The sequence below is a fragment of the Streptomyces sp. NPDC002588 genome, from assembly GCF_040295925.1.
In the GTDB taxonomy this organism is placed as follows: Bacteria; Actinomycetota; Actinomycetes; order Streptomycetales; family Streptomycetaceae; genus Streptomyces.
In genome coordinates this window covers 111,781-124,904 of record NZ_JBEOWF010000017.1, presented here as the reverse complement: position 1 = coordinate 124,904, position 13,124 = coordinate 111,781, and the positions used below count along the sequence as shown (strand labels likewise).

11 protein-coding genes are annotated in these 13,124 nt (G+C 71.8%); 9 read left to right on the top strand and 2 right to left on the bottom strand.

What is annotated here, in order from left to right; all coding sequences use genetic code 11:
* Positions 1-99 precede the first annotated feature (99 nt).
* The 9 genes from mltG (at position 100) to nusB (ending at position 9,010) form a co-directional block, all read left to right on the top strand.
* Positions 100-1,920, top strand: coding sequence for an endolytic transglycosylase MltG (gene mltG, locus ABT057_RS21110; RefSeq protein ID WP_352344610.1), 1,821 nt, complete (start codon positions 100-102; stop codon positions 1,918-1,920).
* Positions 1,901-2,740 carry a shikimate dehydrogenase gene (locus ABT057_RS21105; RefSeq protein ID WP_352344609.1) on the top strand — a complete coding sequence of 280 codons (840 nt, stop codon included), beginning with the start codon at positions 1,901-1,903 and terminating at the stop codon, positions 2,738-2,740. Before mltG ends, ABT057_RS21105 begins: the two co-directional genes overlap by 20 nt.
* A 171-nt stretch (positions 2,741-2,911) precedes the next feature.
* Positions 2,912-4,096, top strand: coding sequence for a chorismate synthase (gene aroC / locus ABT057_RS21100; RefSeq protein WP_352344608.1), 1,185 nt, complete (start codon positions 2,912-2,914; stop codon positions 4,094-4,096).
* Positions 4,093-4,608 carry a shikimate kinase gene (locus ABT057_RS21095; protein ID WP_352344607.1) on the top strand — a complete coding sequence of 172 codons (516 nt, stop codon included), beginning with the start codon at positions 4,093-4,095 and terminating at the stop codon, positions 4,606-4,608. Before aroC ends, ABT057_RS21095 begins: the two co-directional genes overlap by 4 nt.
* Positions 4,605-5,699, top strand: a complete 1,095-nt coding sequence (gene aroB, locus ABT057_RS21090) for a 3-dehydroquinate synthase (protein ID WP_352344606.1) — start codon at positions 4,605-4,607, stop codon at positions 5,697-5,699. Before ABT057_RS21095 ends, aroB begins: the two co-directional genes overlap by 4 nt.
* A 189-nt stretch (positions 5,700-5,888) precedes the next feature.
* A complete protein-coding gene (locus ABT057_RS21085) occupies positions 5,889-6,761 on the top strand; it encodes a Pro-rich N-terminal domain-containing protein (protein ID WP_352344605.1) in 873 nt (290 codons plus the stop codon).
* Between the two features lie 85 nt (positions 6,762-6,846).
* A complete protein-coding gene (locus tag ABT057_RS21080; protein WP_352344604.1) occupies positions 6,847-7,953 on the top strand; it encodes an aminopeptidase P family protein in 1,107 nt (368 codons plus the stop codon).
* Positions 7,954-8,006: 53 nt separating this feature from the next.
* Positions 8,007-8,573: an elongation factor P gene (efp, locus tag ABT057_RS21075; RefSeq protein WP_352344603.1), complete on the top strand. Its 567-nt coding sequence runs from the start codon at positions 8,007-8,009 to the stop codon at positions 8,571-8,573.
* Between the two features lie 2 nt (positions 8,574-8,575).
* Positions 8,576-9,010 (top strand): transcription antitermination factor NusB, encoded by a 435-nt coding sequence (gene nusB, locus ABT057_RS21070; protein ID WP_352344602.1) that lies wholly within the window; start codon positions 8,576-8,578, stop codon positions 9,008-9,010.
* Positions 9,011-9,253: 243 nt separating this feature from the next.
* On the opposite strand, the gene ABT057_RS21065 is transcribed toward nusB, so the two are convergent.
* Positions 9,254-9,991, bottom strand: a complete 738-nt coding sequence (locus ABT057_RS21065) for a hypothetical protein (RefSeq protein WP_352344601.1) — start codon at positions 9,989-9,991, stop codon at positions 9,254-9,256.
* Positions 9,991-13,101 carry a CHAT domain-containing protein gene (locus tag ABT057_RS21060; protein ID WP_352344600.1) on the bottom strand — a complete coding sequence of 1,037 codons (3,111 nt, stop codon included), beginning with the start codon at positions 13,099-13,101 and terminating at the stop codon, positions 9,991-9,993. The genes ABT057_RS21065 and ABT057_RS21060 overlap by 1 nt, the downstream gene beginning before the upstream one ends.
* Positions 13,102-13,124: the final 23 nt, after the last annotated feature.

Sequence of the window (13,124 nt, the reverse complement as noted above, 5' to 3'; positions counted from 1 at the left end):
GATGCGGCGGTTTTCGAACAGCCACCGCACAGAGAGAGGCGGAACGGTGACGGGCCCGCGCAGGCCGCGTGATCGCCGCCTCGCGGCTCTAGGGGATCGATGACTGAGTATGGCCGGGGCCCAGGCTCCGAACCGTGGCATCCGGAGGACCCGTTGTACGGGGACGGCGGATGGGACGGGCAGCAGGCCCACCCGGGTCATCAGCCTGCCTACGGCGGCCAGCCGCAGCACCACCACTACCCGCAGCAGCCGCAGCAGCCGGAGTACGGCGACTGGGCGAACGGACAGGCGCAGCAGTACGACCAGCATCAAGACCCGTACGGTCAGCAGCAGTACCAGCAGGCCTACGACCCCCAGCAGTACCAGCAGCCGCACGACCAGCACTTCCAACAGCCCCACGACCAGCAGCAGTACGGCCAGGGACAGGGCCAGGGGCAGCAGGGCTACCACGACGGTTACCAGGAAGGCGGCTGGGACGGCAGCGGCACGCACGCGCAGATGCCGTACGCCGCCGATCCCGGTGACCCGTACGGGCAGCAGGCCGCCGCGTACGGCGCCGAGCAGCCGGACTACTACGGCACTCCCGACGCGTATCCGCCGCCGGAGCCGCCGTCCCGCCGACGTGCCGAACCGGAACCGGGCCCTGAGCCGGATCCGGAACCGGCGGCCGAGGAGAAGACCGACTGGGATCCCGGGCCCGACCAGGGGGAGCACGCCTTCTTCGCGGGCGACGGAGACGACGATGACGACGACGAGCCGGACGGTCGCGGGGGCCGCCGGGGTCGCGGCGGCAAAGGCGACAAGGGTGACAAGGGCGGCAAGACCGCCAAGGGCAAGAAGAAGAGCCGCAACGGCTGCGCGTGCCTGATCGTCGTGCTGGTGTTCGCCGGCGGTATCGGCGGCGTCGGTTACTTCGGCTACCACTTCTACCAGAATCGTTACGGCGCGGCCCCGGACTACGCGGGCAACGGCACGGCCCAGACCGTGACCGTCCAGGTCCCCGAAGGGGCCGGCGGTGCGGCGATCGGCCGTCTGCTGAAGGACGCCGGCGTAGTCAAGAGCGTCGACGCGTTCGTCTCCGCCGCCACCAACAACCCCGACGGGGACAAGATCCAGGCGGGCGCGTACATCCTGAAGAAGGAGATGTCCGCGAAGAGCGCCGTCGCGATGATGCTCGACGGGGACAGCCAGGCCAATGTGCTGGTCAAGCCCGGCGAGCGCAATGTGAAGATCTACGAGTTCATCGACGAGAAACTCGGGCTTTCCGGCGGCACCACGAAGAAGGTCGCCGAAAAGGACTACAAGAGCCTCGGACTGCCCGACTGGGCGAATGACAACAAGAACATCAAGGACCCGCTGGAGGGCTTCCTCTTCCCGGGCACCTATCCCGCGGCCAAGGGCATGAAGCCGGAGGCCGTGCTGAAGACGATGGTCGCCCGCGCGGACGACATGTACGAGAAGTACGACCTCGAGGCGAAGGCCAAGGCGCTCAAGCTGGACAGCCCGCTCCAGGTCGTCACCGTCGCCAGCCTCGTCCAGGCCGAGGGCAAGACCGAGGACGACTACCGCAAGATGGCGGAGGTGGTCTACAACCGCCTCGACCGGACGAATCCCCAGACGTACGGCTTCCTCCAGTTCGACTCGACCTACAACTACCTGAAGGGAGAGAGCAACATCAACATCAGCGAGTCGGAGATCACCAGCAACAAGGACCCGTACAACACGTACACCAACAAGGGTCTGCCGCCCGGTCCCATCGGAAACCCGGGCGAGATCGCGCTCAAGGCGACGCTGAATCCGACCGACGACGGCTGGTACTACTTCGTGGCGACGGACGGTGTGAGCAAGACCGAATTCGCCAAGACGCACGAGGACTTCCAGAAACTCAGGGACAAGTTCAATGAGAGCTCGGGCAACTGAGATCCACCGGGCCGCCGTGCTCGGCAGCCCCATCGCCCACTCCCTCTCCCCGGTGCTGCACCGCGCCGCCTACGAGGCGCTGGGGCTCACCGGGTGGACGTACGACCGCTTCGAGGTCGACGAGGCGGCCCTGCCCGCCTTCGTCGGGGGACTGGGCCCGGAGTGGGCCGGGCTGTCGCTGACCATGCCGCTCAAGCGGGCCGTCATCCCGCTGCTCGACGAGATCAGCGAGACGGCGGCCGCCGTGGACGCGGTCAACACCCTGGTGTTCACCGAGGACGGGCGCCGGGCCGGCGACAACACCGACATCCCCGGCATGGTCGCGGCCCTGCGTGAACACGGTGTCGAGCAGGTCGACTCGGCGGCGATCCTCGGCGCGGGTGCCACCGCGTCCTCGGCGCTCGCCGCGCTGGCCCGGGTGTGCACGGGCGAGATCGTGGCCTATGTCCGCAGCGAGGCCCGCGCCGCCGAGATGCGGCAGTGGGGCGAGCGGCTCGGCGTCGCGATGCGCGTCGCCGACTGGTCCGAGGCGGCCGACGCCCTGCGCTTCCCGCTGGTCGTCGCGACCACCCCGGCCCGGGTGACGGACGCCCTGGCCGCCGCGGTGCCGGAGCGGCCCGCAACCCTCTTCGACGTGCTCTACGAGCCCTGGCCGACCGAGCTGGCCGCCCGCTGGTCCATGTTCGGCGGCGCCGTCGTCAGCGGCCTCGACCTGCTCGTCCACCAGGCGGTGCTCCAGGTGGAACAGATGACCGGGCGGTCCCCGGCGCCGCTGGAGGCCATGCGCAAGGCCGGCGAACACGCGCTCGCCGCCCGGTAGGCGCGCCCGGATGTGACGAGGTCACGTCCGGCTGGTGGACCGGCGGCCGGTTCCGGCGCGCGGACGTGGGAGGATCGAAGAAGGCTGGCCGGAGCCGCGCACCCGGTCCGCCGACGACGTACGCGAGGACGCGCGTAGGCAGTACCGGGGCGCGAGCACTGAGGAGCATCGTTGAGCAGGCTGCGTTGGCTGACCGCGGGGGAGTCCCACGGTCCCGCACTTGTCGCGACGCTGGAGGGCCTTCCCGCCGGCGTGCCGATCACCACGGAGATGGTGGCCGACCATCTCGCGCGGCGGCGGCTCGGCTACGGTCGCGGCGCGCGGATGAAGTTCGAGCGCGACGAGGTCACCTTCCTCGGCGGCGTCCGGCACGGCCTCACGCTCGGTTCCCCGGTGGCGGTCATGGTGGGCAACACCGAGTGGCCCAAGTGGGAGCAGGTCATGGCGGCCGACCCGGTCGACCCGGAGATCCTCGCGGGCCTGGCCCGCAACGCCCCGCTGACCCGCCCGCGTCCCGGCCACGCCGACCTCGCGGGCATGCAGAAGTACGGCTTCGACGAGGCCCGCCCGATCCTGGAGCGCGCCTCGGCGCGGGAGACGGCGGCGCGGGTGGCGCTGGGCGCGGTGGCCCGGTCGTACCTGAAGGAGACGGCCGGGATCGAGATCGTCAGCCACGTCGTCGAGCTGGCCGCCGCCAAGGCGCCCTACGGCGTGTACCCGACCCCCGCCGACGTGGAGAAGCTGGACGCCGACCCGGTGCGCTGCCTGGACGCGGACGCGTCGAAGGCGATGGTCGCGGAGATCGACCAGGCCCACAAGGACGGCGACACCCTCGGCGGGGTCGTCGAGGTGCTGGCCTACGACGTGCCCGTGGGCCTCGGCTCGCACGTGCACTGGGACCGCCGGCTGGACGCCCGGCTCGCGGCCGCCCTGATGGGCATCCAGGCGATCAAGGGCGTCGAGGTCGGCGACGGCTTCGGCCTCGCGCGCGTGCCCGGCTCCAAGGCGCACGACGAGATCGTCACCACCCCCGAGGGCATCCGGCGTTCCTCCGGCCGCTCCGGCGGCACCGAGGGCGGTCTGACCACCGGTGAGCTGCTGCGGGTACGCGCCGCGATGAAGCCGATCGCGACGGTCCCGCGCGCGCTGCAGACGGTGGACGTCGTCACGGGCGAGGCCACCCAGGCACACCACCAGCGCTCCGACGTGTGCGCGGTGCCGGCGGCCGGCATCGTGGCCGAGGCCATGGTGGCGCTGGTCCTCGCGGACGCGGTGGCGGAGAAGTTCGGCGGCGACAGCGTCACCGAGACCCGCCGCAACGTGCGCTCGTACCTCGACAACCTGCACATCCGATGAGCGGGCCGCTGGTCGTCCTCGTCGGGCCCATGGGCGTCGGCAAGTCCACCGTCGGCCGGTTCCTCGCCGAGCGGCTGGGCGTGGGCTACCGGGACACGGACGACGACATCGTCACCGCCCAGGGCCGCAGCATCGCGGAGATCTTCGTCGACGAGGGCGAGGAGACCTTCCGCGCGATCGAGAAGCAGGCCGTGCGCACGGCGCTCGCCGAGCACGACGGCGTCCTGGCGCTGGGCGGCGGCTCGATCCTCGACGCCGACACCCGCGGACTGCTCGCCGACCGGCGCGTGGTCTACCTCTCGATGGACGTCGAGGAGGCCGTCAAGCGCACCGGCCTCAACGCGGCCCGCCCGCTGCTCGCGGTCAACCCGCGCAAGCAGTGGCGCGAGCTGATGGAGGCCCGCCGCAGCCTGTACGAGGGCGTCGCCACCGCCGTGGTGCCGACGGACGGCCGTACGCCCGAAGAGGTCACCCAAGCCGCCCTGGACGCCCTGGAGTTGAAAGAAGCATGAGTAGTGAGTCTGTGACCCGGATCCGGGTCGGCGGCAGCGCGGGCTCCGAGCCGTACGAGGTCCTGATCGGCCGTCAGCTGCTCGGTGAACTCGGCGGCCTCATCGGCGAGAAGGCCAAGCGGGTCGCCGTGATCCACCCCGAGGCCCTCGCCGGCACCGGTGACGCGCTCCGCGCCGACCTGGCCGGGCAGGGCTACGAGGCCGTCGCCATCCAGGTGCCCAACGCGGAGGAGGCCAAGACCGCCGAGGTCGCCGCCTACTGCTGGAAGGCGCTCGGCCAGTCCGGCTTCACCCGCACCGACGTCGTGGTGGGCGTCGGCGGCGGCGCCACCACGGACCTCGCCGGGTTCGTCGCCGCGACCTGGCTGCGCGGGGTGCGCTGGATCGCCGTACCGACGACCGTGCTCGCCATGGTGGACGCGGCCGTCGGCGGCAAGACCGGCATCAACACCGCCGAGGGCAAGAACCTGGTCGGCGCCTTCCACCCGCCGGCCGGCGTCCTGTGCGACCTGGCCGCGCTGGACTCCCTCCCGGTCAACGACTACGTCTCCGGACTCGCGGAGATCATCAAGGCCGGCTTCATCGCCGACCCGGTGATCCTGGACCTGATCGAGTCGGACCCGGAGGCGGCCCGCACCCCGGAGGGACCGCACACCGCGGAGCTCATCGAGCGCTCCATCAAGGTCAAGGCGGACGTGGTGTCCTCGGACCTGAAGGAGGCGGGGCTGCGGGAGGTCCTCAACTACGGCCACACCCTCGCGCACGCCATCGAGAAGAACGAGCGGTACAAGTGGCGGCACGGCGCGGCCGTGTCGGTGGGCATGCACTTTGCCGCCGAACTGGGCCGTCTCGCGGGCCGGCTGGACGACGCGACCGCCGACCGCCACCGCACGGTGCTGGAGTCGGTGGGACTTCCGCTCCACTACCGCCACGACCAGTGGCCCAAGCTCCTGGAGACCATGAAGGTCGACAAGAAGTCGCGGGGCGACCTGCTGCGCTTCATCGTCCTGGACGGGCTGGCCAAGCCGACCGTGCTGGAGGGTCCCGACCCGGCGATCCTGCTCGCCGCGTACGGCGAAGTGGGTCAGTAGGACCACGGGCCGGCCCGGTACGTCCCGCGCGTTCCCTTCCGCCCGATTCACCCTCCACAGCGGGCACTTCGAACCACCCCCGGCCGTTCACCAAAGGACGGGCGGGGGCGGTACCGTTCAGTAGCGAGCACAGGGGATCACTCCCCGACCACCAGCGCCCATCGCCAGTACGAGACGGAGTGGCACCGGATGCAGCACGCAGTGGGTTCTCCGCTGCCACCGCCCCATCAGCCGGGGCACGGTCCGGCCGTCGGCGGGTCACCGGGTGCGGGACACCCCGGCCCGCACCAACCGGGGTACCTCGGGGCTCCCTCGGGACCTGCCGCACCCAGCCCGCAGCCCGCCGTGCCCCCCATGCCGCCGCCCCCGGCCCCGCAGCACGCCCCCGCCCAGCCCGGCACGGCCCCGCCCGGCACCGATGTCTCCGGCCATGTGCGGCTGCCACCCGGCGGCCCCGTGGCCATGCCCAGCGTGCCCCCGGCCCCCACCGCGCCCGACCCGGCGAGCACCACCCTCGCCGTGCTGCTGATCGGCCCCGCGGGCGCCGGAAAGACCAGCGTCGCCAAGTACTGGGCCGACCACCGCAGGGTGCCCACCGCCCATGTCAGCCTCGACGACGTACGCGAATGGGTCCGCTCGGGTTTCGCCGATCCCCAGGCCGGGTGGAACGACCACTCGGAGGCCCAGTACCGCCTGGCCCGCCGCACCTGCGGCTTCGCCGCGCGCAATTTCCTCGCCAACGGCATCTCGTGCATCCTCGACGACGCGATCTTCCCCGACCGCCCGGTCGTGGGCCTCGGCGGCTGGAAACGCCACGTGGGCCCCGGCCTGCTCCCGGTCGTCCTCCTCCCCGGCCTGGAGGTCGTCCTGGAACGCAACGCGGAACGCACGGGCAACCGCCGCCTCACCGACGAGGAGGTGGCCCGCATCCACGGCCGGATGGCCGGCTGGTACGGATCCGGCCTCCCGATCATCGACAACTCCCAACTGGACGTCCCGACGACGGCGAGGCTCCTGGACGACGTCCTCGCGAGGGCCATCGCCAGCCCCCCGAAGTGGTAGCGGACTTTCCGGGCACCACCCGCACGACGCCCCACTCGGCCCCTCCCAACCGGCACGATCCGGTCACCGCTCCTAGGCTCGACTCATGTCAGAGGTGTACCGGACCCGTCGCGCGCGACTGAGGGAACGCTGCAGTTCCAGCGGAGGCGCAGCCGCACTCGTCTCCAGCCCCGCCAACGTGAGGTATCTCGCAGGCGCGGCCCCGCACGGCGCCGTCCTGCTCCTGGGCAGGCAGGACGATCTCCTCGTCTGCCCGGGCCCGTCGGACGACCGTCCCACCGAGGGCCGGCCGGACGACAGCCTGCGGGTGCACGCCCTGCCGCGGGCCGGCGGCGACCCCGCCGTCGCCGCCGCCGACCTCCTGACGGCCCAGGACGGCGGCCTGCTCGCGGTGGAGGAACACCACCTCACCGTCGCCCGGCACCGGGAGATCCGCTCGGTCGCCCCCCGCCTGCGCCTGACCGACCTGGGCGGCGCGGTGGAACAACTCCGGGTCGTGAAGGACGAGGAGGAGATCTCCTGCCTCCGGATCGGTGCCGAGATCACCGACCAGGCCCTCGGTGAACTGCTGGAGTCCATCCTCGTCGGCCGGACCGAACGCCACCTCGCCCTCGAACTGGAACGGCGGCTGGTCGACCACGGCGCCGACGGCCCGGCCTTCGCCACCTCCGTGGCCACCGGCCCGAACTCCGGCCGGCGCGGCCACCGCCCCACCGACCGGCGGGTCGAGGAGGGCGACTTCCTCTCCGTCTGCCTGGGCGCCGCGTACCGCGGCTACCGCTGCGAGATCGGCCGCACCTTCGTCATCGGCACGTCCCCCGCCGACTGGCAGATCGAGCTGTACGACCTCGTCTTCGCCGCTCAGCGCGCCGGACGCGAGTCCCTGGTGCCCGGCGCCGCCTGCCGGGACGTGGACCGCGCGGCCCGCCAGGTACTGGACTCAGCGGGGTACGCACAGGGCCTCCCGGCACTGACGGGGCACGGGGTCGGACTCGAAATCGACGAGGACCCGCAGTTGGCTCCCGCGGCCATGGGTAAACTGGACGTCTGCGTGCCGGTCACCGTCGAACCGGGGGTCCACCTCCCGGCCCGGGGCGGTGTCCGGATCGATGACACGCTCGTCGTACGCCCCGAGGCGGACGGCGGACCCGAGCTACTCACCATCACGACCAAGGAGCTGCTCGCACTATAGGCAAGGTGCGTGCCCCCGGGGTCGTCCACGTCAGTCCAGGAGATTCCGCAACCGTGGCTTCCACGAACGACCTCAAGAACGGCCTGGTGCTCAAGCTCGAAGGCGGCCAGCTCTGGTCCGTCGTCGAGTTCCAGCACGTCAAGCCCGGCAAGGGCCCGGCCTTCGTGCGCACCAAGCTCAAGAACGTGCTGTCCGGCAAGGTGGTCGACAAGACCTTCAACGCCGGCGTCAAGGTCGAGACGGCCACTGTCGACAAGCGCGACATGCAGTTCTCGTACATGGACGGCGAGTACTTCGTCTTCATGGACATGGAGACCTACGACCAGCTCATGGTCGACCGCAAGGCCGTCGGCGACGCCGCCAACTTCCTGATCGAGGGCTTCACGGCCACCGTCGCGCAGCACGAGGGCGAAGTGCTCTTCGTCGAGCTGCCCGCGGCCGTCGAACTCGTCGTCCAGGAGACCGAGCCGGGCCTGCAGGGCGACCGTTCCACCGGCGGGACCAAGCCCGCCACGCTGGAGACCGGTCACCAGATCCAGGTCCCGCTCTTCATCACCACCGGTGAGAAGATCAAGGTCGACACCCGCACCAGCGACTACCTCGGCCGGGTGAACGGCTAACCGTGGCTGCTCGCAACACGGCCCGCAAGCGCGCCTTCCAGATCCTCTTCGAGGGTGACCAGCGCGGAGCGGACGTCCTGACGGTCCTCGCGGACTGGATCCGGCTCTCCCGGGCCGACACCCGGCAGCCGCCGGTGAGCGAGTACACGATGCAGCTGGTCGAGGGCTACGCCGAACACGCGAAGCGGATCGACGAACTGCTGGCCCAGTACTCCGTCGGCTGGACGCTGGACAGGATGCCCGTCGTCGACCGCAACATCCTGCGGCTCGGCACCCACGAGCTGATCTGGGTCGACGAGACCCCGGACGCCGTCGTCATCGACGAGATGGTGCAGCTGGCGAAGGAGTTCTCCACGGACGACTCCCCGGCGTTCGTCAACGGCCTGCTCGCCCGGCTCAAGGACCTCAAGCCGTCCCTCCGCCGGGACGAGGCCTGAGCGCTACGACACAAACGCCGGAGGGCCCGCAGCGGTGACGCTGCGGGCCCTCCGGCGTCCAGGGCCTGTCCGGCGGACCAAGTCGGAGGAAAGCAGCGGTGACTGATCAATGCAGGTGAGCAGGGCGTCGACGCGGAGCGTGGGCGACTGACGCCAACGCCGCTGGGGGTCCCCCACGCCTTCAAGGCAGTGGGGGAGGGCGTGCCAGGCCCCGCGTCTCCGGCATGATCCGTCGGACGGGCCCTACTGGCCCGTCCCCGCGGGCAGCTCCTCGGCCGGCGCACCGAGCAGGGCCGGCCGGGCCAGCGCAGGCAGGTCGATCGTGTGCAGTCGCGGCGGCAGGTCCGCCCGGCTGCGCAGCAGCTTCAGCTTCCGCAACGAGGCAGCGACGATGACCTCCGCCCGCACGGCGGCGCCGGCCGGTGCCCGCACCACGACGGCGAGGAGGACATCGCCCCTGAGCGGGTGACCGGGGACCTCGCGCAGCAGCCACTCGGGATCGCCGCTGCCCAGGCCGTACGCGGTGATGTACTGCTCCTCCTGCGAGCCGTCCGTCGCGTACTCGACGGAGGGCTCGACGAAGCCGAGCGGCACCGACAGGGCGAACCGCAGGCTGTTCCCGCTCGCGGCGCTCGCCGTGTCCGGGGACAGCGCCAGGGCCACCGGCTGCGGCCCTTCGCCCGGAGCACTGAGCCGGATCCCGATCCGGGCGTCCTTGAACGGCGCGTCGTCGCCGTCCGCACCGGGGCGGAAGGTGCAGACGAACGCCACCACGAAGTAGTCGTCGTCGGGTGACGCGGAGGCCAGCAGGGCCGGATTCACCTTGAGCTCCGACAACTGGTCGAGGGTCAGCCGGGTGACGTAGGGCTCGGTGACGGTCAGCCGGCGGCCGATGCGCTCCTCGGTGGTGTTGCCCTGGAGCGTCGCGGGGACGACCAGGTCGACGTCGTGTCCGGTGAGCGGGGGCACGATGAGGGGCATCAGGCGTTCCTTTCGTCCGAGCGGTTCCAGCCGCCGTGGTAGGTGAAGGTGCCCCAGTCGCGGTACTGGGGGAAACGGCTCCGAGTGACGGTCTGGGCGTGCCGGAAGGCGCGCAGGGTGTCGTCGTGCTCCGCGAGGTGTCGGTGCAGCTCGCCGAAGAAGTGGGTGGCCGCCTCCGTCCGCACCGGCCACAGACAACCCACCACCGCGCGGGCCCCCGCCAGCAGGAACGCGGCCGGCAGGCCCCGGAGATTGTCCGCGAGGTCGAATCTGCCGAGTCCCGACTCGCAGGCGCTGAGAGTCACCAGGTCCACGCCCCGCAGATCGGCGGTGAGCACGTCATGGCCGAACAGCCGCCCGTCCTCGCCCTCCCGCGGCGGATTGAGGTAGAGGCACTGGAACCAGGAGGCCTCCTGGCTGTGCGCCCCGTGCGCCGCCACATGGAGGTAGCGGGCGCCCTCGGCGTGGGCCAGCAGGGCGGCCGGCGTCGCGTCGGCGCCGGTCAGCGACACCCCGCCGGCCAGCGCGGCGACGGTCGTGGCGTGCTCGTCGAGCGCCGGCTCCGGGGACAGGCCCCAGGGGGTGCCGCCCATCGAGGCCCCGAGGGAGACGAGCCCCTCGCCGCTGCGCGGCCGAACCTCCTCGGGGCCGGTGACACAGACCGGACTGGGCACGGTGGTGACCGTCCAGTCGTCGGCCAGGGGACGCCCGTCGAGGTGCAGCAGGGGGAACGGCAGGAAGTGGAGGGGGCCGTTGGCCCAGAAGCACAGATGGCGTTTGCCCTCGGCGTGCAACCGCGTCATGACCTCCGGCAGGCGGCCGAGCAGCCTGGGGGAGTCGAGGTTCTCCTCGGCGTCGCGGGCCACCGCACGGTGCAGGGGATCCGTCCGTACGGCGGTTCGGACCTCCGCCACCTCGAGCGCCAAGGGGTGCATCGACTGGCGGTAGCCGTCCTTGCTCAGCTGGACCACTCCGCCGGGCATACCGCCGTACGGCAGGACGCGCACGTCCTGGATGCCCTCACTGGTGATCGTCATCAGATGCAGGGCGGCGGCGGGCTTCCCGTCGGGTCCGGCGGCCTCCATCCGGCTCGGCTGCTGTCCGATCCACAGGGAGATCAGCACGGTGTCGGAAGGCAGCGCCGCGACGATGTCCTCCAGCTCCGGGTGCCGGGAGGACTCGGCCGTCCCGCCCCGCGCGTACAGCCGGCGGGAGAGCTGGCGGTCGAAGGAGCGCCGGAGGTTGCCGAGCATTTCGTCCTCGGCCGTGCCGGACGTGAGTTCCTGGGGACCGGCGTAGCAGAGCATTTCGAGGTCCTCGCCGATGTCGTCGAGGCGCGGTGCGGCGGCCATGCCCCGTTGCGCCTCCAGTCCGGCGATGCGGTCACGAAGCCGTACGAGGACCTCGACCTGCTCCCGGGGGCCGGGACGCGCCAGGGCGCGGGAGAAGTCGAGTCCCTTGGCGGCCGTGTGGAGCATCAGCAGCGCGGCGGTCGCGGACGGTCCCTCACGGGTCAGCGCCCCGAGTCTCTGCGCGGCCGTGACGAGGGCGAAGGCCGACTCCTCGAACAGCCCGGCGTTCAGCCGTGGGGCCACCGACGCGCGGAGCAGCACGGCCGCGAGCATGCCGTCGGCATCCGTGTCGCTGCCTGCCGCGCAGTCCACCATCAGTTCGAGCTCGCGCAGGGCCAGATCCAGCAGGCCGAGGTTCGCGTAGTGGCCCGCGGCCGTGGAGTGCCGGCCGATCGCCTCCCGGAAGTCGCCGGTCCCGCGGCAGTCGGCGGCGGTGGCCGCGGAGGCGCCGCCCAGCAGCTGCATGACCGCCGCCGCCACCTCCGGTGCCGGGTCCTGCAGAAAGCCCGACACCTGGTCCAGCAGGGTGCACACGGCCCGGGCACGTCCACGCTCGCAGAGATGGGCGGCCAGATGCAGCGCGGGGGCCGTCGCGGGCTCGGACGGGACGATCATCCCGGCCAGCGCCGACTCGAGATCGCCCACGGCGGTGTCCCGGTCGGGGCAGGGGGTGTCGTCGCCGGGCAGCACATGCAGATGGCTCTGCCAGGTCTCCCGGCGCAGCTCCGGCTCCTCCACTTCGGGAAGCTCCGCGTACACGGCGGCGACGAGCGCACGCAGCTGCTCGCGCCGGCCCGTCTCCCGCAGCAGGCACAGCGCCTGGTCCACGACCGCCCCGGTCTCCCGCTCGCCGTACCTCTCCACCATGTCGGTCAGGCTCATGGGCAGAAGCTCGAGGAGTGTCGCCGGAGGCGGCTCGCCGTCGTAGTGGGCGAGCACGCGGCGCAGTCGGATCGCGGTCACGGGATCGCGCTCGGGGTCGATCAGCCCGGCGGCGGCGCGGCTGTTCGCCAGCCAGGCGTCCGTCAGCCAGTCCTTCGCGGCGGGGTCGTTGTCCAGGATGGCCAGGGCCTCGTTCACGGCGCTGAGGCAGCGGGCGCGCAGGTGGCCCTGGCTCAGGCCCACCGACCCGTACAGATAGGGCAGTGCGTCCAGGGCGGCGTCGACCGGGTGCGGGAGGGCGTCGAGCGCGTCGCCGTCGTCGGTGTCGTCACCGGGCTGGGTGGTGTAGAGGCGGTTGCGCAGCAGAGCGCGGACCTGCCGGTCCTGGAGATGGCCCGGGCCTTCCAGCGGCGGCCGCCCGATGTGCGGATGGACGCGGAGGATGCCGGCCGCGAACATGGTTTCGGCCAGTTCGTCGAGATCGCCGGCCCGGCGCAGCGTCTCGATCTGCTCGTCCGCGACGGCGCAGGCCAGGCGCAGGCGGGCGCCGCTCGGGCGCTCGATCAGATCGAGCCGGACCGACTCCACCAGAAGATCGGCCGCGAGCCACCAGGGCGAGGTGGTGCCGCGCCCCCACCGGACGTCGGAGGCCGCCAGTGCCAGCCGCGCCAGGAGATAGCCGGTGGAGGGTATGCCCCTCCGGACGTACTGGAAACTGAGGCCCACCAGCGACCGGGCCTCGTCCTCGGTCAGCGCCCACTCGGGAGACCGCACGTGCTGCTCCGCGGCCTCCTCGCTCAGATGACCGGCGTGAATGTCCCGCACGAGATCGACGACGGCGTCGACCCCCTCGCTCCCCTGGTCACGTACCGCCATGACCGCCCCCCGTTCCGTGAACT

Coding starts and splice junctions, on each gene's coding strand:
- mltG (WP_352344610.1), top strand. CDS start 100: ATGACTGAGTATGGCCGGGGCCCAGGCTCCGAACCGTGGCATCCGGAG.
- ABT057_RS21095 (WP_352344607.1), top strand. CDS start 4,093: ATGAGCGGGCCGCTGGTCGTCCTCGTCGGGCCCATGGGCGTCGGCAAG.
- ABT057_RS21085 (WP_352344605.1), top strand. CDS start 5,889: ATGCAGCACGCAGTGGGTTCTCCGCTGCCACCGCCCCATCAGCCGGGG.
- aroB (WP_352344606.1), top strand. CDS start 4,605: ATGAGTAGTGAGTCTGTGACCCGGATCCGGGTCGGCGGCAGCGCGGGC.
- ABT057_RS21060 (WP_352344600.1), bottom strand. CDS start 13,101: ATGGCGGTACGTGACCAGGGGAGCGAGGGGGTCGACGCCGTCGTCGAT.
- ABT057_RS21105 (WP_352344609.1), top strand. CDS start 1,901: ATGAGAGCTCGGGCAACTGAGATCCACCGGGCCGCCGTGCTCGGCAGC.
- ABT057_RS21065 (WP_352344601.1), bottom strand. CDS start 9,991: ATGCCCCTCATCGTGCCCCCGCTCACCGGACACGACGTCGACCTGGTC.
- ABT057_RS21080 (WP_352344604.1), top strand. CDS start 6,847: ATGTCAGAGGTGTACCGGACCCGTCGCGCGCGACTGAGGGAACGCTGC.